The 25,427-nt window shown below is 39.6% G+C and carries 17 protein-coding genes; 13 read left to right on the forward strand and 4 right to left on the reverse strand.

Translation table 11 applies throughout. The features are described from left to right. Positions 1-109 precede the first annotated feature (109 nt). Positions 110-2,770: a leucine--tRNA ligase gene (gene leuS, locus ACFIKR_RS01370; protein WP_375658703.1), complete on the forward strand. Its 2,661-nt coding sequence runs from the start codon at positions 110-112 to the stop codon at positions 2,768-2,770. Continuing rightward, the gene (lptE, locus tag ACFIKR_RS01375; protein WP_375658538.1) at positions 2,757-3,353 is read left to right on the forward strand and encodes an LPS assembly lipoprotein LptE; all 597 of its coding nucleotides are present in this window, start codon (positions 2,757-2,759) and stop codon (positions 3,351-3,353) included. Before leuS ends, lptE begins: the two co-directional genes overlap by 14 nt. Here lptE and fsa read toward each other — a convergent pair. After that, on the reverse strand, positions 3,350-4,003 hold the full coding sequence (gene fsa, locus ACFIKR_RS01380; protein WP_375620026.1) for a fructose-6-phosphate aldolase: 654 nt from the start codon (positions 4,001-4,003) through the stop codon (positions 3,350-3,352). The two genes, lptE and fsa, sit on opposite strands and share 4 nt — an antisense overlap. Positions 4,004-4,468: 465 nt before the next feature. Next, positions 4,469-4,624 (reverse strand): hypothetical protein, encoded by a 156-nt coding sequence (locus tag ACFIKR_RS01385; protein WP_375658539.1) that lies wholly within the window; start codon positions 4,622-4,624, stop codon positions 4,469-4,471. Between the two features lie 517 nt (positions 4,625-5,141). Here ACFIKR_RS01385 and ACFIKR_RS01390 point away from each other — a divergent pair. From ACFIKR_RS01390 to ACFIKR_RS01425, 8 genes are all read left to right on the forward strand, one after another. Then, positions 5,142-7,349 (forward strand): primosomal protein N', encoded by a 2,208-nt coding sequence (locus tag ACFIKR_RS01390; protein WP_375658540.1) that lies wholly within the window; start codon positions 5,142-5,144, stop codon positions 7,347-7,349. Between the two features lie 1,838 nt (positions 7,350-9,187). Next, positions 9,188-9,772, forward strand: coding sequence for an ATP synthase F1 subunit delta (gene atpH / locus ACFIKR_RS01395; RefSeq protein WP_375658541.1), 585 nt, complete (start codon positions 9,188-9,190; stop codon positions 9,770-9,772). Then, positions 9,772-11,307: a F0F1 ATP synthase subunit alpha gene (gene atpA / locus ACFIKR_RS01400; protein ID WP_026500438.1), complete on the forward strand. Its 1,536-nt coding sequence runs from the start codon at positions 9,772-9,774 to the stop codon at positions 11,305-11,307. Before atpH ends, atpA begins: the two co-directional genes overlap by 1 nt. A 20-nt stretch (positions 11,308-11,327) precedes the next feature. Continuing rightward, positions 11,328-12,239: a F0F1 ATP synthase subunit gamma gene (locus tag ACFIKR_RS01405; protein WP_375658542.1), complete on the forward strand. Its 912-nt coding sequence runs from the start codon at positions 11,328-11,330 to the stop codon at positions 12,237-12,239. A 19-nt stretch (positions 12,240-12,258) separates the two neighbouring features. Further along, the gene (gene atpD, locus ACFIKR_RS01410) at positions 12,259-13,884 is read left to right on the forward strand and encodes a F0F1 ATP synthase subunit beta (RefSeq protein ID WP_375658543.1); all 1,626 of its coding nucleotides are present in this window, start codon (positions 12,259-12,261) and stop codon (positions 13,882-13,884) included. Between the two features lie 108 nt (positions 13,885-13,992). Beyond that, the gene (gene atpC, locus ACFIKR_RS01415) at positions 13,993-14,409 is read left to right on the forward strand and encodes an ATP synthase F1 subunit epsilon (protein ID WP_375658544.1); all 417 of its coding nucleotides are present in this window, start codon (positions 13,993-13,995) and stop codon (positions 14,407-14,409) included. A 24-nt stretch (positions 14,410-14,433) separates the two neighbouring features. Continuing rightward, positions 14,434-16,062 carry an MFS transporter gene (locus ACFIKR_RS01420; RefSeq protein ID WP_375658545.1) on the forward strand — a complete coding sequence of 543 codons (1,629 nt, stop codon included), beginning with the start codon at positions 14,434-14,436 and terminating at the stop codon, positions 16,060-16,062. Between the two features lie 29 nt (positions 16,063-16,091). Further along, positions 16,092-17,099, forward strand: coding sequence for an HlyD family secretion protein (locus tag ACFIKR_RS01425; RefSeq protein ID WP_375658546.1), 1,008 nt, complete (start codon positions 16,092-16,094; stop codon positions 17,097-17,099). Positions 17,100-17,573: 474 nt separating this feature from the next. Here ACFIKR_RS01425 and ACFIKR_RS01430 read toward each other — a convergent pair whose 3' ends face one another. Further along, positions 17,574-17,858, reverse strand: a complete 285-nt coding sequence (locus ACFIKR_RS01430) for a hypothetical protein (protein ID WP_375658547.1) — start codon at positions 17,856-17,858, stop codon at positions 17,574-17,576. Positions 17,859-18,714: 856 nt separating this feature from the next. Here ACFIKR_RS01430 and ispG point away from each other — a divergent pair. The 3 genes from ispG (at position 18,715) to ACFIKR_RS01445 (ending at position 22,364) form a co-directional block, all read left to right on the forward strand. Next, entirely contained in the window at positions 18,715-19,956 is a 1,242-nt protein-coding gene (gene ispG / locus ACFIKR_RS01435; RefSeq protein ID WP_375658548.1) for a flavodoxin-dependent (E)-4-hydroxy-3-methylbut-2-enyl-diphosphate synthase, read from the forward strand. 339 nt (positions 19,957-20,295) lie between these two features. Then, positions 20,296-21,447: an MFS transporter gene (locus ACFIKR_RS01440; protein ID WP_375658549.1), complete on the forward strand. Its 1,152-nt coding sequence runs from the start codon at positions 20,296-20,298 to the stop codon at positions 21,445-21,447. 752 nt (positions 21,448-22,199) lie between these two features. Continuing rightward, positions 22,200-22,364: a hypothetical protein gene (locus ACFIKR_RS01445; protein WP_375658550.1), complete on the forward strand. Its 165-nt coding sequence runs from the start codon at positions 22,200-22,202 to the stop codon at positions 22,362-22,364. A 1,792-nt stretch (positions 22,365-24,156) separates the two neighbouring features. Here ACFIKR_RS01445 and ACFIKR_RS01450 read toward each other — a convergent pair. Continuing rightward, a complete protein-coding gene (locus ACFIKR_RS01450) occupies positions 24,157-25,059 on the reverse strand; it encodes a polyprenyl synthetase family protein (RefSeq protein ID WP_375658551.1) in 903 nt (300 codons plus the stop codon). Between the last annotated feature and the right edge of the window lie 368 nt (positions 25,060-25,427).

Consider the following 25,427-nt stretch of genomic DNA (forward strand, 5'->3'; position numbering starts at 1 on the left):
AAAATACTTAGGAAAAAATTTCACGAAAATGTTGACGATGAGGTTAATCCATGGTCAAGCATAATAAAACAAGTTTTTGGTTCTGTTTTATTAAAAGAGTATAATGGGAATGACGATTGGGCATTATAATATAGGCGAACGCTATAATCCACGTGCGAGAGAAAAAAAATGGCAAGAAATTTGGGATGAAAAGAAAATTTTTCAGACTGTTCAAGAAGATGCTCGTGAAAAATATTATGTTTTAGAAATGTTTCCTTATCCGTCAGGCCGCATTCACATGGGGCATGTGCGCAATTATGCCATGGGGGATGTGGTGGCACGCTATAAGAGGGCAAAGGGTTTTAATGTGCTTCATCCTATGGGCTGGGATGCTTTTGGTATGCCGGCTGAAAATGCTGCTCTGCAGAGTAAAGTGCATCCTAAAACTTGGACCTATCAGAATATTGCTGTGATGCGCGGGCAATTAAAGCAATTAGGGCTCTCACTAGATTGGACGCGTGAATTTGCGACTTGTGATGTGGAATATTACCATCGTCAACAAATGTTGTTCCTTGATTTCTATCAAAAGGGGTTGGTTGCGCGTAAAGTGGCTAAGGTGAATTGGGATCCTGTTGACCACACCGTTTTGGCAAATGAGCAGGTTGTTGATGGGCGGGGATGGCGTTCTGGTGCGTTGGTGGAACAGCGTGAATTGACACAGTGGTTTTTCAAAATTAGCGACTTTAGTGAAGAGCTCTTGGCTGGGCTTGAAGAGCTGGAGCAGTGGCCTGAAAAAGTTCGCACTATGCAAAAAAATTGGATTGGAAAATCACAAGGTTTACTGATTCGTTGGGTTTTAAAGTCGAGTGCGGATGCTGATGATGCAAGTGGTGTTGATGATGTTTGTGAGATGTTTAATGAGGTTGTTTGTTATTCAACACGTCCTGATACACTTTTTGGCGCCTCTTTTTTAGCTCTGTCTGTTGACCATCCCATTGCACAAGCTTTGGCAAAGAAAGATAAAGCGTTGAGTGCTTTTATCGAAAACTGTCGGTGTGGTGGAACGACAACGGCAGCACTTGAAACAGCTGAAAAACAAGGATTTCTCACGCCTCTTTTGGCAGTTCATCCTTTTGATTCAACAGTACATATTCCTGTTTATATCGCGAATTTTGTACTTATGGATTATGGAACAGGGGTTGTTTTTGGTTGTCCGGCTCATGATCAGAGAGATTTCGATTTTGCGCGTAAATATGATCTTCCAATAAAACCGGTGGTTTTGCCAAAAGGAGAGCAAGCAGAAGATTTTGTCATTGCTGAAACAGCTTATACGGGTGATGGTGTGATGATCAATTCCAGCTTTTTGGATGGTTTGACGCCTCAACAAGCTTTTGAAGAAGCAGCCAAAAGGCTTGAGAAACAAATGCTCAATGGGCAACCGCAAGGGAAAAAAACAGTGCAATTTCGTTTGCGTGATTGGGGGATTTCGCGGCAGCGTTATTGGGGGTGCCCCATTCCGATGATCCATTGTACATCTTGTGGAGTGATTCCTGTGCCGCGCACCGATTTACCGGTTGTGTTGCCTGATGATGTTACTTTTGATCAACCTGGAAATCCTCTTGCACGGCATGAAACATGGCAGAATGTTACTTGTCCTTCCTGTGGTCAACCTGCCAAACGTGAAACCGATACCATGGATACATTTGTTGACTCTTCTTGGTATTATGCACGCTTTACGGCCCCTTTTGCGCAGGAACCTATCGACAAACAAGCAATCTCTGAATGGTTGCCTGTGCAACAATATATTGGTGGAATTGAGCATGCCATTTTGCATCTTCTTTATGCACGCTTTTTTATGCGTGCCATGAAATTGATCGGTCATGTGACTGTTGATGAGCCTTTTAAGGGGCTTTTTACCCAAGGTATGGTGGTTCATGAAACCTATCGGGATGATCAAGGGTGGGTTTCTCCAGCAGAAATTTCCATTGTTGAAAAGGATGGAAAACGACAGGCTTATAAATTGACTGATCAAAGTGAAGTGATGATTGGTTCGATTGAAAAAATGTCGAAATCCAAAAAGAATGTCGTTGATCCTGATGATATTATCGCATCCTATGGCGCTGATACTGTGCGTTGGTTTGTGTTGTCAGATTCTCCCCCTGATCGGGATGTCATCTGGACAGAATCTGGTGTTGAAGGAGCCCATCGCTTTGTACAGCGTGTTTGGCGTTGTGTAGCTTTGAGTGCTTCTGTTTTAAAGGATGTGGCGCCTTGTGCAGGGCATCAGGGGGCGGCTTTGGAACTCTCAAAGGCTGCACATCGTACGCTTTGCGCTGTAGAAGATGATTTGGAAAAATTTGCTTTTAATCGGGCTATTGCACGCCTTTATGAATTCTTGAATATTATGGCACCGTTGCTCAACAAAATAGCAAGTGTTGACGATGAAATGAAAGCTTCTTTACGTCAAGCCATGGATTTTTTTCTTGCCATGATTGCACCGATGATGCCTCATTTAGCAGAAGAATGTCATGCTGCTTTAGGGGGAAAAACTTTAATGTCTGCGCTTGCTTGGCCTGTTTATGACAGTGCGTTAACCGTTGCGGAATGCTATACTTTGCCAGTACAAATTAATGGTAAAAAACGCGGTGAGGTGAGCGTTGCAGCAACAGCAAATGAAACGATGATTAAAGAAGCGGTTTTGGCTTTAGATTTTGTAAAGGCACAGCTGGTTGAAAAGCCTGTGAAAAAAATCATTATTGTTCCACAAAGGATTGTGAATGTCGTTTTTTAAAAGTTTGATTCTTGTCGTTTTAGCTGGTGTATTCACACTGTTGTGTGGATGCAAAGTTGAACCGCTTTATCGTCAAGAGTTGCAGAGTGCAATGACAATGAATTCTACTTCCTATAGGAATCCTGTTTCTGGGCAAGCTTCTTTGGGGCTTGCGCAAAAGCTTGCCTCTATTGTTGTGGAAGAGCCTTCGGATCGTTTTGGTCAAATGGTGCGCAATCATCTGCTGTTTCTTTTGTATGGAAATGGTGGTAAACCTTCTCTACCTGCTTATCGATTGGCATTGCAGATATCCGTATCTACAAGAGAATCTATGCAGATAGAGGTTGATTTTGAGAAAAAACGAAAAGGACGACCTTCTGTTGGAACTGTTATGAGCAGAGCTTCTTACACTTTGCAGAATATGAAAAATACTCTTGTTGCAAAAGGAACAGCAATGATGAATGCATCTTTTGACCGACTTCGTCAAGAATATGCAACGATGCAAGCAGAAGAAGATGCAAAAAAACGTGTTGCTGAAGAGTTGGCTGAACAGATTTTTTTGTTACTTTCAAAAGATCTTTCCAATAAAAATTCTAGATATTAAGCAATATTTTGTCCTGTTTTTTTCCAGTCGTTGAGAAATATTTGCAACCCTTTATCAGTGAGAGGGTGTTTGACCAGTGCTTTTAAGATTGCTGGTGGAACTGTTGCAACGTCAGCACCACTGAGTGCTGCTTCTTTGACATGATTAACGGTGCGGATTGAAGCGGCCAGGATTTGTGTTTCAAAGTTATAGTTATCATAAATTGTGCGAATTTCATGAAGCAGTTCACTTCCATCATTTCCGCAATCATCAAGTCTACCAATAAAAGGCGAAACAAATGTCGCGCCTGCTTTGGCTGCAAGTAAGGCTTGATTGGCAGAAAAGCAAAGTGTGAGATTTGTTTTTAGTCCTTCTTTTGTGAGGGCTTTACAGGCTTTTAATCCATCGAGTGTTAAAGGAAGCTTGATACAAATATTGTCGGCAATCTTTGCTAAAACAGCCGCTTCTTTCATGATATTTTCAAATTCCGTTGCTGCAACTTCAGCAGAAACAGGCCCGCTAATGAGAGCACAAATTTCTTTTGTAACATCAAGAATATTGCGTCCTGATTTTAGGATAAGAGAGGGATTGGTGGTGACACCATCAACAAGGCTTAAATTCTGTAACTCTTGGATTTCTTCGATATTGGCGCTATCCACAAAAAATTTCATATCTAACCTCTTCTTTTTAGCTTTTATCCTATTTTTTGTTATGTGCTATTGTTGACTGCAAAAGCAAGAGAAAGAATTAATCTCTGTGTAAAGAACAAGAATGCTATGATGTTAACCATGTACGCGTTTTCAGTAAAGAAATATTACTTATTGTTTCTATACCTATTTTATATCGTTGCTCGTGATAAGGCATAGAGTTCATTGCGTACCAACATTTTTGCGTATTGGCATCTTTGCGTAGCGGTATTTTTATACTTATGAAAATAAGCTAGCATTATCATACACTTTGCTCATTTCCTATTTGCGATTGCTCTTGATATTTGAGAGTGCATCATAAGATACCTCCCTTTTTCAGGGGGTAGGTTTAACCTCATTTTTAATAGAAGCGAATGGATTTATTTTATCGTAACACACCATTGAAGAAGGCATGTAAAATTTTACACATGAAGGGTTTTTTATGGTCAATTACATTGATTTATTCTGTGTTACCCATTCTTCAACAATACGCTTTTGTGCTACTTGTATTGTTGCTTGATTCTCAATCAAGCTGAAAGATGTACGCACGTGTTTCCACGTTTTGGCACAAAGCCAAGGTGAATATTGTAACGGTTCCATTTGCAATATTATTCTCCCTGTAATTAAAATCATGGGAGACTCTCTCATCAATAAGGATTTACAAATGTTCCTCGATGGGTTTGAAATGAGAAAAATTCATCGTATTGAGGGTTTTTATTACAATAGGTAAAATGATGATTATATCTTTATAAATCAGTTTGTTGAAGATAAATTGAGATATAAGGCGGTAAAAAAATAAACGTGTGTGTTGGGAAGAAGTTACAGTATGGGATAGCTTTGTTGAAGAGCGCACTTACAATATCATGTTGAATGCTTATAGTGATGAGCTTTATTTGCACAGAAGAATGGCGCTGGTTTTTTTGCTATAAAGTTTTTTGTTATAGAGGATGAGATTGGTTCTTTTATTGGCACTTTGGTGATGAAATGAGTATTAAAAAGAATTTTTGTGAGAAAAGTGTTGTGATAGGGGGAGAGATTGAATCCCGCAATGAATTTTATAAGAGTGTTTAAAGATAAGGTGTAGACCTGTTGGTGCTCAAGAGGTCGTAGATTGGTTTAAAAGATGCATTCAAACGTGATAGAGGAAGAGATTGTATCTGTATTGGTTCCTCTTCCTGTTGCTCACGCTTATAGTTATAAAGTTCCATCTTCTATGGAGGTGAACGTTGGTTCCTTTGTTCGGGTTCCGGTGATGGGGCGTGAGCTTTGCGGTTTTGTTGTGGATGTTGGAGAGAAGACAGCCGATGGGCAAAGGTCTGGTTTGGTGGCGCGTGAAAAATTACGCTCTCTGCTTCATGTTTTTGATTGTCCCCCCTTAAAGGCAGAAATGATCACATTTTTGCGTTTTGTTAGTCGCTATACAATGGCGCCTTTTGGTCTTGTGGCGCGATTGGTTTTGTCTGTACCGGCTGCTTTAGAGCCGGAAGCGCAGATGCTGGGTTTGCGATATTGTGGTGGAAATGTAGAACGTCTCACACCAGCGCGATTACGGGTTTTGGAATTGGTGCGTAATGAGAAGATATGGACACGTTCTGGTCTTGCGCATGCGGCTGGAACTTCGGTTTCTGTTGTTGAAGGTTTAAAAGCGTTAGGGGTTTTTGAAGATGTTATAGTTCCTGCTCCTGATCTTGTGGCAATGCCTGATCCTGACTTTTGTCCCCCTCAGTTGCAGGGAGCGCAAAATGAAGCAGCAACAATGTTGCGAGAAGGTGTTTTATCTTCACAGTTTCAAGTTTTTTTGCTTGATGGTGTTACGGGATCAGGAAAGACGGAGGTTTATTTTGAGGCGGTCGCTCAAGCCTTCAAAGGGGGCAAGCAGGTTTTAATTTTATTGCCGGAAATTGCTTTAACACAGCAGTTTTTAGATCGTTTTTATGCACGCTTTGGAGCTGCGGCAGCAGAATGGCATTCTGATTTGACGCCACGTCGTAGAGAACGTGTCTGGCGGCAAGTTGCAGAAGGGCGGGTGCGTGTCGTTGCGGGGGCTCGTTCAGCGCTTTTTCTTCCCTTTCATGAGCTTGGCTTGATTGTTGTCGATGAAGAACATGATAGCGCTTATAAACAAGAAGAGCGCATTTTTTACCATGCGCGTGATATGGCTGTTGCACGGGGCTCTTTTGAGCATTTTCCTGTTATTTTATCTTCAGCTACACCGTCGATTGAAAGCCAAGCCAATGTTTTAAAAGGGCGTTATCAAAAGGTGCATTTACCTTCCCGTTTTAAAGAAGTAGCACTTCCACAGTTGCGGGTGGTTGATATGCGCCAAGGAGGGGTGCAAAAGGGGCGCTTTATTTCCTTTGCTCTTGAAAAGGCTTTAAAACAAACGCTTGATAAGGGCGAACAAGCTCTTCTTTTTCTTAATCGTCGTGGTTATGCACCTTTAACTTTATGCCGAATTTGCGGACATCGTTTTCATTGTACTGATTGTTCAAGTTGGTTGGTCGAACATCGTGCGCAAGGGCAATTGAAATGTCATCATTGTGGATATCATGAACCACTTCCTCAAGCCTGTCCTGAATGCGGGACATTAGATCATCTCGTGGCTTGTGGACCGGGTGTGGAAAGAATTGCAGAAGAAACACAAATGCTTTTTCCTCAAGCGCGATCATTGATTCTTTCAACAGATCTCAAAGGAGGGATTGGGCAATTGCGAAGCGAATTACAAGCCATTGCAAATGGCGATGTGGACATTATTATTGGAACACAGTTGGTCGCTAAAGGACATCATTTTCCCAAGCTCTCTTTGGTTGGCGTTATTGATGCTGATCTTGGTCTTGCCAATGGTGATTTACGCGCAAGTGAACGTACCTACCAGCTGCTTTCTCAAGTTACCGGAAGAGCAGGGCGTGTGGGATTGGAAAGTTTAGGATTATTGCAAACTTATCAACCAGATCATCCGGTCATCAAAGCCTTACTTTCATGCCAGCCAGAAGATTTTTACACACGTGAGATTGCAGCGCGTCAGCATTATCATTTGCCTCCCTATGGGCGGCTTGCCTCTTTGATTGTATCTGCACAACAGCGCCAAGCAGCAGAACATTATGCGCGCGCATTGCGCCAAGCAGCGCCACGGGAGAAAAATATCTCGGTTATGGGACCAGCAGAAGCGCCTTTGGCTCTAGTTCGGGGGCGTTATCGTTTTCGGCTTTTGCTGCAAGGACAGCGCTCTTTTGATATACAAGGGTTTATACGTGCAATGCTTAGCGGTACACCCAAAATGCCCAGTTCCGTTCGGGTTCAAATTGATATTGATCCGCAAAGTTTTTTCTAAAACCAGTCTCGCATAAAGTGAAGGTCTCTTTAGCTTAAGGTGCTTTACTTTAATACTATCTATTCAGAATAAGCATCCAAGCAGCAGAATATGATACATGTGCATTGCATTAAGCAGAGCCACGGGAAAAAATATCTTTGTTATGGAACCAGCAGAAGCGTCTCTCTTATTTGAGGGCGCTATCATTTTGGCTTTTACTCCTTTTTTTGTTTTAGGGACAGTACCCTTTTGATAGGCGGATTCTTTTTATAATGGCGGATTATAGGGGCTGAAAATGCCTGAAAATACACCAAAAATATCCAATTTTATACGGGTTCAAATTGATATTGATCTATGCTTTTTCTAAAATCAGTGCAATATAGTGCCATATAAAGTGAAGCTATGTAGGCTTAATGAAGGTCGTGTTTTTGATGTTGTTTGACCTTAAAACCTTATGAAGCAGCATTCATAAGATGTATTAGTGCTGTACGAGTCGTACTTGCTTTTGTATGCTAGATTAGGGCGAGAGTATTGCATATATCTATTTTATTTATCTTTGACGAGAAAATAGACTCATTTGGGAGCGTAAAGGTTAAAATAAGCATTTATCGTTGTCGTCCTTATTTATGGCTCTAGAATTTTCAAAAGCGCCCATAATTATAATTTTATAAATAATAACATATTGATTTATAGTGATAATATGCCGTTATTCGCTTTAGAATTTCAACTATTGTAGGATTCTCTTATTTCAAATCTGTTTATATTGATCAATCAAAACCATTCGTTTGCATGTTACAGATGGGGGAGCTTGTGTCGGGTGAAGCTATATAAGAAAGAACTAAAATGCCTCATCATCTCAAGTGTTAAAGGCTGTCGTGAAATGGAGATTATCCATTGCTTCACGCTTTTGTTACCTTCGTTCTCTAATGGGGGCACATTCTTCATGTAAAGCAGAACGCCCAAAACGGAATATTACAGAACATCTATTGTATTACTGTATTCATATGCTTGTTTAAGCAAATGTTTCTCAGCATGCTCGGATTCATTTTACGATGTTTTTCGAGTGTAGAATGTAAAAGCTTTCATGAATGAAAAAAACGCATTAAGGCTCCCTATCTTTATTTCATAAAGGTATAAAATGGCGCCATTTATTATTTAGCTTTTAGGATTACGAAAGCTCTTGGTACTTGAGAGCGTTTATACGAGGTGTTTTTTCTTTAATCATTTCCTCTTTTGTTTGTGATGGAACAAGGGAGTGATTTTGATAGAAAGATTTGAAATAAGAGAATCTTTCGATGTTTGGGGCTCATCTGGTATGAAAAATGATACATTATCATTATAAATCAATGCGTTGTATATTTAAAGAGTGTGTTTACAAGAAAATATACTTGGTGATTTTTTTTAAAAGGAGTGGGTATTTGAAGAAAAAAGATCAATTTTTTCTTTCTTATCAGTTTAAAAGAATAGATTTTTTAGTCGCAGTCGCATCTCGTTAAAGGTCTTGTGGTGATAAAGGGAGTGATTTTTAGAGAAGAAGTGTTTTGTTATAGTGGTAAGAGCATTTGAAGAAAAATCAAAGAGCGTGAAAAAATCGCTCAGAGAATGTCAAAAAGAGGCATAAAAAAACTGTGATGCCATCCTGTATATCTAAAAAAAATCTTTTCAAAAATATTTTGAATATTTTATTAAAATTTTTAAAAAGCAGCGATTTGTGGTGTTGCGAGTCGGCTATGTCTATGCTAGAAACCAAATGATTTTTGTTCTAGGTTTTAAGAAGAAGATTCTTAAGATTAGGAATGTTTGTTTCATTTCATCTGATAACTATCAGAGAGTCGCTCAAGGGAAAGAGGCGGTATTTCGTGTCGGATTCATTTTCTCTCATACCGCTGCCGTTGGTAGATCAACGCTATGCACAAGCGCTTTTTGATTGCGTTCAAGAAGCCGGAAACGTTGAAAAGGTTGAAAAGGCAGTGGAAGATCTTTTGCTTGTTTTGGAGCAAAATAAAGATTTAAAACGCTTTGTGCTTAGTCCATTCTTTTCAGTTAAAGAGCAAATTAAGGTGATGCAATCTGTTTGTGCAAACATCAAATTTGCTGATAAAAATGCAGGGCAGGTTATTGGTGATTTTTTACGCGTTATTGCAACAAACCGTAGGCTTAGTGCCGTATTTGGTATTTTACATGCCTTTCAGCGTTGTGTTGCACGCGCTCGTAGGCAGGTTACTGCGCAAATTATTTCTGCGCGCCCCTTAAGTTCTCAACAAAGACAAGAGTTGTGTGAGGCTTTGGAAGGTGTCGTTGGAGGAAAAGTTTTGCTACACAGCATTGTGAATCCAACAATTCTTGGTGGATTAATCGTTCGTGTGGGGTCGTCTCAAATTGATACGTCTCTTCTCACAAAATTGTCTTCGCTTAAGCTTTCATTGAAAAAAGAGGTCAGCTGATGGATATTAGACCATCTGAAATTTCAAAAATTCTAAAAGAGCAAATCAAAAACTTTGACCAAAAGGCTGAGGTTTCAGAAATTGGTTGGGTTCTCTCTGTAGGGGATGGTATCGCTCGCGTTTATGGTTTGGATAATGTCCAAGCAGGGGAAATGGTTGCTTTTCCAAACGGTGTGCGTGGTATGGCCCTCAATTTGGAAGTTGATAATGTTGGTGTGGTCATTTTTGGCTCAGATCGCGATATTCGTGAAGGTGATTGTGTAAAGCGGTTAGGCGCTATCGTCGATGTTCCTGTGGGGCCCGCTTTGCTGGGGCGTGTGGTTGATGCGTTGGGAAATCCTATAGATGGTAAGGGTCCCATTAAAGCAACGGAGCGTCGTCGTGTCGATGTTAAGGCGCCTGGAATTATTCCGCGTCAGTCAGTGCATGAACCGATGTCGACCGGATTGAAAGCGATTGACGCACTTATTCCTATTGGACGGGGGCAGCGTGAATTGGTGATTGGTGATCGCCAAACAGGAAAAACAGCAATTTTGCTCGATACATTTTTAAACCAAAAACCTTTTCATGAAAAAGGGGCTGGACGAGAGCAAGACAAAGTTTATTGTATTTATGTGGCTATTGGTCAAAAACGTTCGACGGTGGCACAATTCGTTAAAGTTTTAGAAGAACGTGGAGCGTTGGAATATTCTATTATTGTTGCAGCGACCGCTTCTGATCCAGCACCACTGCAATTTATTGCACCTCTTGCTGGATGTGCTATGGGTGAGTATTTCCGTGATAATGGGCAACATGCTTTGATCGGTTATGATGACTTGTCAAAACAGGCGGTGGCATATCGTCAGATGTCTCTTTTGTTGCGTCGTCCTCCAGGTCGTGAAGCTTATCCGGGAGACGTTTTCTATCTGCATTCGCGTCTTTTAGAGCGGGCTGCGAAGTTGAATGCGGAAAATGGATCTGGTTCATTGACAGCTTTGCCGGTTATTGAAACGCAAGCAAATGATGTTTCTGCCTATATTCCTACAAATGTGATTTCGATTACTGATGGGCAAATTTTTCTAGAGACTAATTTATTTTATCAAGGAATTCGTCCTGCTGTAAATGTTGGTCTTTCTGTGTCGCGTGTTGGTTCTGCCGCACAAATTAAGGCGATGAAGCAAGTTGCTGGCTCGATTAAAGGTGAATTGGCGCAATATCGTGAAATGGCAGCTTTTGCGCAGTTTGGCTCTGATTTGGATGCGTCAACCCAGCGTCTGTTAAATCGGGGTGCGCGCTTGACAGAGTTGTTGAAGCAGCCACAATTTTCTCCACTCAAAACAGAAGAACAAGTGGTGGTTATTTTCGCGGGTGTGAATGGCTATCTTGATGCTTTGGCGGTTTCTGATGTTGCGCGGTTTGAGCAGGGACTTTTGGTGCTTTTGCGTAGTGATTATCAAGATCTCTTAAAGGCAATTGCTGAGCAAAAGCAAATAACAGACGAGCTGAAAGACAAGTTGATAACTGTTCTTAATACTTATGCGAAAAATTTCTCGTGATGAATTGATGGAATGCTTGAATGGCCTCACTAAAAGATCTTAGAGACCGTATCGCTTCGGTTAAAGCAACACAAAAGATCACCAAAGCCATGCAGATGGTTGCAGCGGCAAGGTTGCATCGTGCTCAAGAGGCAGCGCAGTCTGCGCGTCCTTATGCGAAGAAGATGGCTGATATTTTGACCAGTGTTGCTGCTGATGTAGATGGTGTTGATGCACCTGCTCTTATGCGTGGTACGGGGCGAGATGATGTGCATCTCTTGGTGGTGTGTACTGCTGAGCGCGGTTTGTGTGGTGCTTTTAATGTGCAAATCGCTCGTCGTGCACGTGAACAGATTAAGGCATTGTTGGCAGCTGGTAAAATAGTGAAAATTATCACTGTGGGCAAAAAAGGTGCGGATATTTTATCGCGTGATTACAAAGGTTTGATAATTGATCATATCGATTTGCATGCTGTAAAGCGCATTGGTTTTGCAGAGGCGGTGATGATTAGTCAACGGATTGTTGATTTATTCAATGAAGGCGCTTTCGATGTTTGTACGCTGTTTTATTCTGAATTTATTTCTGTGATTAATCAGCGTCCAACAGCTTTTGGCTTGATTCCGATGATTGCTCCAAAAGCAGCTATTGAGGCAATAGATGTTGAGGAGCAAACAGATCATAGCAAAGGTTCACAATCAATTGTTTATGAGTATGAACCTGATGCGGCTTCTCTTTTAGAGGCGCTTGTGCCACGCAATCTTTCGGTGCAAATCTTTCGGGCTTTGCTAGAAAATATTGCTGGTGAGATGGGTGCCAAGATGACAGCTATGGACAATGCATCGCGCAATGCAGGTGAAATGATTAATAAATTGACGGTAGCTTATAATCGTCAACGTCAGGCACAGATTACGACAGAATTGATCGAAATTATTGCGGGCGCTGAAGCGCTTTAAATGGAAAAGGTAAGGATTGATGGTAAAAGCAGTAACCTCAAGCAAAGGAACAGAAAAAGGTGAAAAAAAGAAACCAACTGCTCGTTCCGGCGTGAAAAAAGCCGCTTCGAAGTCTCAAGTGGATGTAAAGGCTTCAGCGGATGTAAAGGCTTCTTCTGCGCCTGCGCGTAGTGCAGCTAAAGATACACCTGTAAAAAAAGAAGAGCGTGCAAAAGGCGCTGTTGGTGAGATCAAGCAGGTTATTGGTGCTGTCGTTGATGTGCAATTTGAAGGTGAATTGCCAAATATTCTTAACGCTTTGGAAACAGAGAATTTAGGCAATCGCTTGGTATTAGAAGTTGCGCAGCATTTGGGTGAAAATACCGTTCGTACGATTGCTATGGATACCACTGACGGTTTGATGCGGGGCCAGAAGGTTGTGGATACAGGCACGCAAATTAGCGTTCCTGTAGGAGAAGCAACATTGGGACGTATTATGAATGTGATTGGAGAGCCGGTGGATAATGTGGGACCAATTCCTGCGACCAAAACGCGTTCTATTCACCAAGAGGCACCTCCATATGTTGAGCAATCAACCATTTCAGAAATTCTCGTCACTGGTATTAAAGTTGTGGATTTGTTAGCTCCTTATTCTAAAGGAGGTAAAGTTGGCTTGTTTGGTGGTGCTGGTGTTGGAAAAACCGTTCTTATTATGGAGCTTATAAACAATATTGCAAAGGCACATGGTGGCTATTCTGTATTTGCTGGTGTGGGAGAACGTACACGGGAAGGAAATGATCTTTATTATGAAATGATCGAAAGCCGCGTGAATGTGAATCCAAAAGAGAATAATGGTTCAACGGAAGGGTCAAAGTGTGCCCTTGTTTACGGGCAAATGAATGAACCGCCAGGAGCGCGTGCGCGTGTGGCTCTCTCAGGATTGACAATTGCAGAAAGTTTCCGTGATGAAGGACAAGATGTTCTCTTCTTTGTGGATAATATTTTCCGTTTCACGCAAGCTGGTGCTGAAGTGTCAGCGCTTTTAGGGCGTATCCCTTCTGCTGTGGGGTATCAGCCTACCTTGGCAACGGATATGGGGGCTTTGCAAGAGCGTATTACCAGTACAAAAACAGGCTCTATTACTTCCGTTCAGGCAATTTATGTTCCTGCCGATGACTTGACGGATCCAGCGCCGGCAACGTCTTTTGCTCATTTGGATGCAACAACGGTTCTTTCGCGTTCTATTGCGGAAAAGGGAATTTATCCGGCGGTTGATCCGCTTGACTCTTTCTCGCGTATGTTGGATCCATTAATTGTGGGGGAAGAGCATTACACTGTTGCTTGTCAAGTGCAAACCATTTTACAACGTTATAGAGCTCTTCAGGATATTATTGCTATTCTTGGAATGGATGAACTTTCTGAAGATGACAAATTGCTGGTGGGACGGGCGCGTAAAATTGAACGTTTCCTTTCGCAACCTTTCCATGTTGCGGAAGCCTTTACTGGTTCGCCAGGGAAACTCGTTCCTTTAGAAGAGACAATCAAAGGCTTTAAAGGTCTTTGTGCTGGCGATTATGATGATTTGCCAGAAGCTGCTTTTTATATGGTTGGTTCGATTGATGAAGCACTTGAAAAAGGAAAGCGTCTCATGGCAGAGGCGTCTTAATAAGAAGCTTCTTGTTCAAGAGAAAACTGTCATGAATATTTTTCGTTAAAAAGGACAAGTCGTTGAAGAAAACAGAGAGTCCTTATATCGGGTATTGTGGAGACTTTTGTGGAAAACAATAGAGAAGAGCATTTTTTATTTGAGCTTGTATCGCCTGAAAAGATTGTGTTTTCAGAGCAGGTAGTGTCTGTTGTTCTTCCTTCAGCTTCAGGTTCTTTGACAGTTATGGCGCACCATGCGCCATTAGTGGCAAGCATTGTGTTGGGTAGTGTGCGTGTTCGCACCTCTTTGGGTGAAAAATTATTTGCTGTATGCGGGGGCGTTGCAAATATTACCTTTTCGAGCTGCTCTTTATTGGTAGAGCACGTTGTGGCTGTAGAGCATTTTTCTTTTGATGTATTGGAACAGCGGATTTTGCAGGTTCAAGCGACATTAGAAGGGGGGACAGGAGATGAGGATAATCATAAAATAGAGGCTTTTTTCCAGCAATTGTCAGCTGATGGTGCTGTGTTGATAGAAGCGTAGCAGCGTATACAGGAAAAAGGTGACATGAGCGGAAAAAAGAGTACGGTTGTGTTTGCTAAAAGGGGTGGAAAACCTTTTCCTCGTCCTGGTCGTATTTTTGCAGGATCTTTGCCAAAATGTTTTGTTTATATTTTTGCTTCTCTTATTTTGCAATGGGCTTATGGTTTAGGGGCTAATATTGTTCAGTCTAACATTGTCCATCTTACGGGTGATTTTCACGCAACTTTGACCGAGACAACATGGTTGGTAGCGGCCTATATGGCGCCAAATGTGAGTGTAGCGATTATGTTGATAAAAATCCGCTATCAATTTGGGTTGCGTGCTTTTGCTGAACTATCAATCCTTGGCTTCGTTTTGGTTTGCGTGTTGCAACTCTTTGTTACGGATTTGCGTTCTGCATTGATTATTCGCTTTTTTGCTGGGATTGCTGCTGCTCCTTTGGCTTCGCTTGCGCTGCTTTATATGATGGAGGCTTTTGCTCCAGCAAAGAAGTTTACTGTTGGTCTTAGTTTGAATTATATGAATGCGGCTTTAGCGGCACCTTTATCACGTTTAATTTCTCCTGATTTGCTGGAAAATGGTGGCTTTTCCAGTCTTTCCGCTCTGGAAATGGGATTGGTTCTCATCAGCTTGGTCTGTATCTATACTTTGCCTCTTACTCCTGTTGTGCGTAGTAAGGTTATTCAAAAATTAGATTGGATAAGCTATGGTTTGATTGCTCTTGGTCTTGGATTAAATGCTGTGATCATGTCTGTTGGCATATTGTATTGGTGGTATGAAGCACCATGGATTGGTTGGGGGCTCGCACTTGCTATTTTCTCGTTGGCTATTGCTATTATTATTGAGCTTAATAGAGAAAAACCGTTGATTGATTTACGTTGGATTTTCAGTAAAGAAATGGTCCAATCTGTTTTTATTTTATTTATTTTTCATGTTTTTTTATTGGAGCGGTCAAATTTGCCTGTAGGGTTTTTTAATCTTTTTGGTTTGCTCAATCGTGAGATGGCGCCCATGTATCTTGCGGTGACATTAGGGATTCTGTTAGGGGGGGCTGTTTGTGTCTTTTTTTTACGGGCGGGGCGTGAGGATTATTTTTATTTGTTGTCTTTGGGTTGTTTGGCGTTGGGAGCTTATTTAGATAGTCATGTAAACCATTTAACGCGTCCACAAGATATGATGTTGAGCCAAGGGTTGGTGAGTTTTAGTTATGCACTTTTTTTGCCTCCTGCTCTTTTCAGAGGGTTTGTGATCGCTGGTGAGCGAGGACCGCGTTACGTTTTAAGTTTTATTGCTGTTTTTTTGCTAACGCAAGTGACAGGGGGATTGATGGGGTCGGCTTTTTTTGGCAGCCTTCAGTTTTATTTTGCCCATAAGAACTTTGAGTCCTTAACACAAAATATTATTATTACTGATCCGCTTATTTCTGGTGAGATGAATACTTTATTTTCGCCTTCTTATGGTGTTTCTGTTCCCAATGGCTTGAGAAGTGAGCAGGGTACTTCTATGTTGATAGAGAAATTTAAGTTAACAGCAAATATTTTTGCTTATGATGACGTTTTTCGGCTTTATTTTTATATTTCAATGGTTGTATTCGTTATTTTTCTTGCCACAATGATTGTTAAGTCATGCTCTTTGCGTGCATTAGAAAAGTAGAATAATGTCATAGAAGAGGGGTGCAAAAAATGATAAAAACATTACGGTCAAAAGCTACGATTGTTGCATTCCTATCGGGTATTACGGGGGTTTTGCTGATTTTGTGGGCTTGGAGACTTCCTCCTTTTGTGAGTAACATTCAAATAACGGATAATGCTTCTATTAAGGGCAATGTTACTCTGGTTAGTTCACAGATCTCTGGGGTGATTGCACGGATTTATGTGCAAGATTATCAACGTGTTGAAAAGGGAATGCTGCTCTTTGAGCTCGATGATTCTCTTTTTCGGCAGCAGCTTGCACGGGCACAGGCTGTTCTCGATTCAAAAAATGCAAAACTGGCAAGTATTGAATTGCAAGCACAGCTTTTGCAGGGCGAAATTAATACAGCAGAGGTGGAATTGGCGCGGTCACGAGCATTTTCCAATGTTGTTCCAGATAGTAAAAAGTTAGGTTTTGGTGATGCGGCAAGTTCTGTTTCTCGCCCTCTTTCACAACTCTTGACAGCTCTCGAAACAAAACGCCAATTGCAAAAACAATTGGATCTTGAACGGCAAAGTTTACAGTCAGAAATTGCGGGAGCGAAGGTGAGTGTTGAGTTGGCAAAACTTAATCTCGATCACACAAAGATTTTATCTCCTCGAACAGGCTATATTGGATTAGTTGGAGCGCGGGTAGGGCAATATGTTATGCCGGGGACACAATTGGTCTCTGTTATTTCTGATGATATTTGGATTATTGCTAATTATAAGGAAACGCAACTTTCTCAGATGCGTGTGGGACAACCGGTTGTTTTTTCTGTTGATGCATTGAACAACAAAAAGTTAACAGGGCGTGTGGTTCGTTTTGCACCTGCTACAGGTTCAGAATTTTCATTGTTAAAAACGGATACGGCAATTGGTAATTTTATCAAAATTGCGCAACGTATTTCAGTACGGATTGCTTTAGATCCTGGGCAGGAAGGGATTGAAAAACTCATTCCTGGGATGTCTGTGGTTACGTATGTGGATACTTCGCAGCGGGTCGATTCTGGAGGATAAATTTTGGGTTTTTTCAGTTTAATTCTTGTGTCATTTACTTATAGCAAATGGGTATTCACATTGGAAGATTTCGTTTGGTTTTTTATAATACATCTTTTAAAGCTCTTAGGCTTCTTATACTTCTATATCATGATGTCAATTAATGTTCCTTAGAATATTAAAGCGCATGCATCTTTACTCACTTCCATTTCTTTTAAACTAACTCAGTAGCGGGATGGATGCAATGTTGAAAAATTTTCTTATAATTTCTCACAACACTGTCCTTTGAAGTGTGGTGTTACCGCGTGTTTTGAGGACAGGGGTAGGGGACTGCCAGATAGAAAATTGGATAATAGACTGACGGGATGGATGAAAACTTATCTTTTGGAAGAAAGTGTAAAGTTAGAGGGAAAGATGTAAATTTTATATTTTGTAAACTATAAAAAATGCCCGCTTTGAGTCGGGCATTAAAAGGGAAGGTTGTTGGTTGTATTGTTAATTTTTACGGATCAGCAAGAAGCTTACTAAAACGACTCCTGCTGCTAATGCGAGGGTTTTTTTAGGATTTTCTTTCGCTTTTTTCTTTAATTCTGTAGCATGTTCGTTGAGGTGATAAAGCGCGTGACGGCCTTTTTGTTTCCATGTGCTAAACAGCTCAGAAATGTTTTCAAAGCTATCATTTTGAGAACTCCAATGATTTACGGGGACCAGCTCTCTTTTTAATTGTGCTATACGTTTTTTAATTTTAGCATTTTTGGCGTTGGGTGAAAATAGACACATTTATTGACTCCTTCATGTGTTAAATTGTTGCGTGACAGTTGGAATTGTGTTTGGGGTTTTGCTATAACGGCTTGAAAATTGAAAGGTTGCATTGATAATGCCGCGCGCGGGTGAGATGAGAATTAAGAGTTTGAGTTTAATGAGGAATTTCTTAATGTGCTCGAGTTCATTTCATGATGGTGTTTGTTAAGGATGTGAGGTAAAAAATTTTACAAAATGGTGTTCTATCATCTTTATTTCATAAAGATGGTGGGCGTTGTCTTCATTTTTTGTTTGTTTAAAGTGTTGGGATAGCTTTTGGCACTTGAAATAGTTTATAAGGAATTTTTATCTACATGTTCTCTTGTGGCTTTACGGGGTGGTATTGATTGATTCAATTAAGAAGATTTAAAATGAGAAAATCTTACGATATTTGGGTTTGCCATTCAAATTTGTAAAAAATAGATTATTATAAATCAATGTGTTGGATTAATTGGGCGGTGTCTTTCATGCATTTTTAAAAATTGCGCTTTGATAGGCGTTATCTGTTGTGTTGTAAAATACGTTTTGCGATGACGTGGATGTACGGTATAGGCATGCAACTTAAAAATACAGTATTGTCTCTGTTTGGTTTCGGTTTCTTTTTGAATCAACCAAGTGTAGAAGTATAAACTTGAACAGAAGTAGTAAAACTTATCCGGTGCGTCTATAGGATGAATCGCACCTATGAGTTGAATTGCATCAGTGGTTAGTAGGTGGAACCTTTTGAGAGTAATCTGTTAAGATTGGGGGCGGTGTAATTTTCGTCCTTTGAAGCGCGGAGGAAGTCAATGTAAATGATGATTGATAGCGCAGGTTTTAAAAATTTGAGGACTTGATGAGTACGACCTATTTTTTATCTAAACCACTTGAGCGTCGTCGGTCTATTGGCGTTACTGTTGGTGATGTGATCGTTGGGGGGCAGAGCCCGATAGTTGTACAGTCAATGACCAATACGGATACGGCTGATGTTGATGCAACTGTTGCTCAAGTGGCTGCTCTTTGGCAGGCTGGTTCACAATTGGTTCGGATTACTGTTGATCGTGATGAAGCGGCGGCAGCTGTACCAAAAATACGGGAGCGATTGGAGAGGTTAGGATTTTTTGTACCATTGGTTGGGGATTTTCATTATATTGGTCATAAGCTTTTATCTGAGCATCCTGCGTGTGCTGAGGCGCTTGCAAAATATCGCATCAATCCTGGAAATGTTGGTTTTGGCGCAAAAAAAGACCGCCAATTTGCAGAAATTATTGAGATTGCTTGTCGGTATCATAAACCTATTCGCATTGGCGTGAATTGGGGCTCTCTTGATAATGCGTTGTTAACACGGCTTATGAATGAAAATGCACAGCAAGAAAATCCTTTATCGGTTGCTGAAGTGATGCGGGAAACTGTTGTGCAGTCTGCTCTGCAATCAGCTCTTTGGGCTGAAGAGATGGGATTGGGACGTGATAAAATTATTCTTTCTGCTAAAGTGAGTGATGTCCAAGATCTTATTGCTGTCTATACCACCTTGGCGGCGCGTTGTGATTATGCTCTTCATTTGGGATTAACGGAAGCTGGGATGGGAACAAAGGGGGTTGTTGCTTCTTCGGTGGCTTTGGGTATTTTATTACAGCAAGGTATTGGCGATACGATACGAATTTCCTTAACACCAAAACCTGGTGGTGATCGGACACGAGAAGTAAAGGTGGGGCAAGAACTTTTGCAAGTGATGGGTTTTCGGCAATTTTTGCCCGTGGTTGCGGCTTGTCCTGGTTGTGGGCGCACAACCTCAACGGTCTTTCAACAATTGGCGCAAAAAATTGAAGCGGATTTATACAAAAATATGCCTATTTGGCGTGAAAAATACCCTGGCGTTGAAAGTTTGAAGGTTGCCGTGATGGGATGTATCGTCAATGGACCGGGGGAGTCAAAACATGCGGATATTGGAATCTCTTTGCCTGGAGTGGGGGAAAGTCCTGCGGCACCTGTTTTTATTGAGGGACAAAAGGTAAAAACTTTGCGGGGTGATCACATTGCTGAAGAATTTGAAGCGCTTTTGAGTGATTATATTCATACACGCTTTGGACAGGGTTAAAATAAATTCTTGGAGTGCATTTTTTCTTCATTAAAGGCTGTGTTTTTGTTTGTAAATCAATATCAGTCTTCATTGTGGTTGCATGTTCAGAACAAGATGATTATTCATAAATTGAGGCGCTTCTTCATTGTTTTCAAGCATTTCTCCTTGATAATACTGTCTTCAAACAGATCCAATAGCAAACTAAACGTGACATTATTTCCAGCAATTTTCAGGATATCAAATTGATAGGATTGGAGATCCGCATAGCGGCTATTGCCATATTTGTCATAAAATTTAAGCTTTTATCTTTATATAAAAGGATGTATTGACACCTTTCGTGGCGTTATTGGGGAATAGATGACAAATATATTAGCATTTGGATTTTTATTTAACGGTATAAGAATTTTAACAGGTGCCTTTATTGTATTTTATATGCTTGAAAAAGGGCTAACTCTTATTGATATCGGGATCATTAAGTCGTTTCAGGCTTTTATTATGATGGTTACAGATATTCCTCTGGGATATTTTGCCGATAGAAAAAGTTATAAAATATCGATCGTTTTGGCAGCGGCTTTTGCTGCTACATGGCTATGTCTCATGGGATTTTCTACAAGCTTTTATGGTTTTCTTTTGGCAGAATCTTTTAATGCCTTATCGCTGACATTGATTGCTGGGGCCTATAATGCTTTACTTGTTCAATATGCAAAAGCAAAATTGACATCGACTAAAAAAGTGCTGGGAGCCAGCTCTCAATATAATTACATCGGCATGTTTATATTCAGTTTAATCGGCGCATATTTTGCTGATTATTCTAGCCAATATATATGGTATATCGCGGCGTTTTTAATGTTGATGACAACACTATTTGGTTTGTTTTTTCTTGATGACCTGAAAGGAGAGAAAAAAACAAATAAAGCGAATTCTCTCATTTATGATGCTAAAGAGATGTTATCTATTTTTATTAAAGTTCCTTATATCTCTTTATGCTTTTATTTTTCACTGATCTTTTTCAATATATTCTCGCAGTATTGGCAGTGGATATTTAAAGATCATCATATTAATGTCACTTATTTTGATCTTGGTGTGACATTTTCACTGATATTGCTTTCTCAGCTCTTGGCTAGTTTTCTCTTTACAAAACTAAGTGAAAGAGTGAATTTTATTTTATTGCTGTTTCTTTTGGTTTCACTGATTTTTACAGTGGTTTTCTTTGAGCCGAAAAAAGAAATTGCTGTTATTTTAGTCTGTATGATTTTTTACTTAATTAAGTATACATATCTTCGTGTAGAAGTTGTTTTGCATGATAGTATTAGTGATCATTTCAGGGCTACATATGAATCTTTCTTGTCAACTGTTGGGAGATTTAGCTTATTGGTATTTTTTTACATGAGTGCGTATATGGTCGATATATTTGGCTTTTTCTCACTCGTTTATGTTTTGGGTATCTATTTATTGGTTTATCTGTTGGCAATGTTTTTTTTAGAAGGAGCCCTAAAGAAATCTCAGTGAAAATAGTAACGTATTTCACGTGTGTTTCATGGGGTTTATAGTGGATCAAGGCTTTTATTTATTAAGGCGCATCATTGTTTTTGCATATTGAATGGGAAAGCAGAATGTTATCCGTTATTCTTATTTAAAATCTATGTATGTTGAAGCAATCAAAGTCATCTGCTTGTACGTTATAAATGGGCGTGGCATCACAATCATTAAAAAAATAAAAATGCTTCTCATGAATATTGTACCAAGAGTTGCTGACAAGATTGGACGCTGATAAAGAAAATGATTGTGCTGGATCATATGCTTATTAAGGAATGGTGATGGAGCAGTCTTCCCATTTTCATTGGTTACTTGCTGGTAACACTTTATCGTATTAGAGCTCATTAAGCAGTCGGACAATTTTAGCCTGTTCAAAAAGGCTTTCCTCATGACCGATTTTATTGTTGAGATAACGGCATCTTTCATTCTTATTTTTGAGTATTTTCTCTTTGGTTGTGGTCTCTGTATTGGTATTGTTGGGATGTACTCGCGTGGATAGTCTAGAGCAGTACAATAAACTTTACGAAGAATACATAAATGGAAAATACGAGGCTTTTGAATATTTTCAAAAACAAGAGCAAGCAAGAAACTTCGTATATAGCCGTGGTATCAGAATATAGCGCCCAAATTTGATATTATATGGCATCATTACATACTTATTGTTTTATGTGGACGCTTTGTTAATTTATTGCGCGGTGGATTATAATGAGGAGATGTCATGGGCGATGTTCCCTCATGTCATAAGCAGTTTGCGTTATGACTATGATTGGAGAGAAAACAATTCTATTTGGGCATATAATATGTCTATGAACTCTACGGGTCCCATGATTGATTATGCGAAAAAATTTCTTAATTCTTCAAGCGGAAATGGCATTAGCCCAACAACATAAGTTATTGACCTTGTGTCTAGTATGGAAGCTTGTCATAATGAAAACACTGAACAAATAGCGCGTTTTTGTATAGAGCTCAATACGATATATGACATGATGAAACCAAGAAAAACTTACAAATGACATTTAATGGGTAATGGGCAAAACTCTCTCGAAAGATATTAAATGGCTATGATACTTTATTGATCATCACGATATTTTCTTAGCCATGTTGCGTGTTTTTTATTATGCCTTCAAAAGGTGGGCATATTTTCCAGCTTTGGCAATAGGTATAGGTTCACTTACAATGATGCTCTTCATCTTAATAAGAAAATTTCACTTAAAGGAGGAAATTTACACTTAGCTTGAAAAAAGTACTTATCATAAATTAAATTGCGCTATTATATTAGTAATAAGGACTTTTTTATCTTTCTGTTTCAATGATCATTCTCTGTTTAATCTTATCAATTCTCTTTTTATGCGATGAATTGAATAAACGAGATAAAGAGCGTGACGAATTAAAGTTCTACAGTGATCGTGATTATTATTAAATTGAAATTATTACATAGTTTTATAAAAATGTTTCTACTTTTGAAGGAGCGCGCCGACACTATCATTCACTTTACTGCCCCCCAATGTTGGTTGCTACAGCTCTTGGCTCTTGAGACGATTCATAAGAGGTATTTGTTAATCCGTTCTTTGATGTTTTTCCCCACGCGGCTTTCTCCGTTTGTGAGGTGCAAGCAAATGATTTTGATTGATTCAACATACACAGATTGAAATGAAAAAATCCTACGGTATTCAGAGTTCTAATTCAATATGAATAACGCTGAATTATCATTATAAATAAATTATTTGTAGCTTTTTTGCGAAGAAAAGAGAGATTAGTAATAATACTGCTTTGGTCTTTCGTTCTATTGAAATTGATGACTTTATTTATCCTATTATGCCGTAATACACTGTCATTTGAGGGGTGGTGAAGGTTGTCTGTTTGACACATTAAATATTTTAAAAAGTGCATGGTGAATATTCTTAAGTCTTGTTTATCGAGTCTTTAGTTTAAGTGAATCGCATGCGTGGAAAGCTAGAGGAACTTACTCGGTTAAGAATCTAGACTGTTTACAGAGCAGATTGGGTTAAAAAACTTTGTTCTTTGAGGGTGGCATAAAAATCAAAATAGCCATTGTGTTCATTTTTTTCTGATATTTTAAATACGGGCTTCAAAAAAATGATGCTTGAACTAAACAACGAGTACTTTTGTAAAAGTGTTTTTAGAGATCAAGCAATACACGAGTGAATTTACAGAATGTAACCATATTTGATCTTCTATAACAAGATAGCGTGGAAAGGCATAAAAATTACGGTTCTCTACTTAGGGCATTGTACTTCTTTTATTGTTTTTTACGGGTTTATAAAATGCCTTGTTTGATACTTATCCTGTTTATTTTTTGCCTTATCGTTAGAAGATTAAAGACATGAAGGAGAAAACGAGTTTTCTTCTTTTTGATCGTTTTTATTCGGCTTTAAAGCATCCACGGTAATATCTTTTAAAGCATGGTGATTGCGCATTGTTTCACATTTTCTTTCGTTCATTCTTTAATGGAAGGTATTTTTCATGCAAAATGAAATGCCCAGAATGCACTTGTGTTATAAATTCACGCGGCTTGTTTTAATGAAATCCCTCTCAAGATTTGTCGCACCCATTTCATGATAAGGACTATAATGGAGATTAATGGTAACGTTTCTTTGAAAAGCCTATTATGCATTCAACAAAGGTGATGTTTTACACTATGTGCAATGGAGCAGATGAAGTTTAATTTTTGCGTATTGCACTAAAGTGTGCCGCTTGTTGGAGGGGGAGTGCTTTAGCGCCAAAAGGATGTAAGAATGCTTCTGCTTTACTGATGAGTGTATCTCGCTTTTTTTGGGTTTCTTCAATGCCATAAAGATGAACAAAAGTTGCTTTTTGTGCCGTTTCATCTTTCCCAGCAGTTTTTCCTAGGGTTTGCGTGTTGGCGATAACATCAAGAAGGTCATCGGTTAATTGAAAGGCTAAACCAAGATAGGTACCAAAATCAGTAAGTTTTTCGGTTAATTCTTTAGATGCATTGCCAATGATGGCGCCTGCTTGGCAAGCAAAGCTTATCAAGGCTGCTGTTTTCATGTGTTGTAGAGTGATGATGTCACTACTTCCTTGCGGTTTTTTTTCAGCTTCAAGGTCCAGCATTTGTCCACCTAACATACCGCCAAGTCCTGCCGATTGTGCAAGAGACGTGATCAGTTTGATTCTAATGTCTGTAGATAAAGTACTGGCTTTATGGGCAATGATTTCAAAGGCAAATGTTAAGAGAGCATTGCCTGCTAGAATTGCTGTTGCTTCGTCAAATGCTATATGGACGGTGGGTTTTCCACGCCGGAGTATATCGTTATCCATAGCGGGAAGATCATCATGAATGAGCGAATAACAATGGATACATTCTAAGGCACATGCAACATCAAGAGAATATTCGACAGGGATATCAAAAAGTGCAGCACTTTGAATCACAAGAAAAGGACGCAGGCGTTTTCCACCGTTCAGCACGCCATAGCGCATGGCTTTGATTAAGTTTTTAGGGCGTGAAATTTCACCATTTTGGATTTGATCACTTAACAGGGTATCAAGCCGCTTTTCAACGGTGTGTCCATGTTTTGCAAGAAGGGTAGTAAATTCGTGCATTCTTGCTTCCTTTGTTTTTACAAAAATGAAATTACGAAGTTTTAAAGAGAAATGTTGTCGCTTTTTCTTGTTTTCATAAATTGGCGTCGTTTTTTATTAAAAATCAATTTCTCTTTTTATCCGTATCTCTATTGTATGTGCAAATCCCTTTTTAAGCCAAATAAAAATTGAATGAAGGTCTTATGAGGATGCTTTCATTGGCGTATAAAATTTTCAAATTTTGCGGTGTTTTTGATATTCATTTGATCATTTTGACATCATTTTTGATAAGAGGATGAGCATTTTGACATTGCCTCTTCTTGTTTATCAGTGTATAACATCTTAAAATTTTATGGTGTTTTTAAATGAAGCATTGTCATTTTTGACAT

The sequence above is a fragment of the Bartonella sp. MR30HLJHH genome, from assembly GCF_042194195.1.
GTDB classification, from domain to species: domain Bacteria; phylum Pseudomonadota; class Alphaproteobacteria; order Rhizobiales; family Rhizobiaceae; genus Bartonella; species Bartonella grahamii.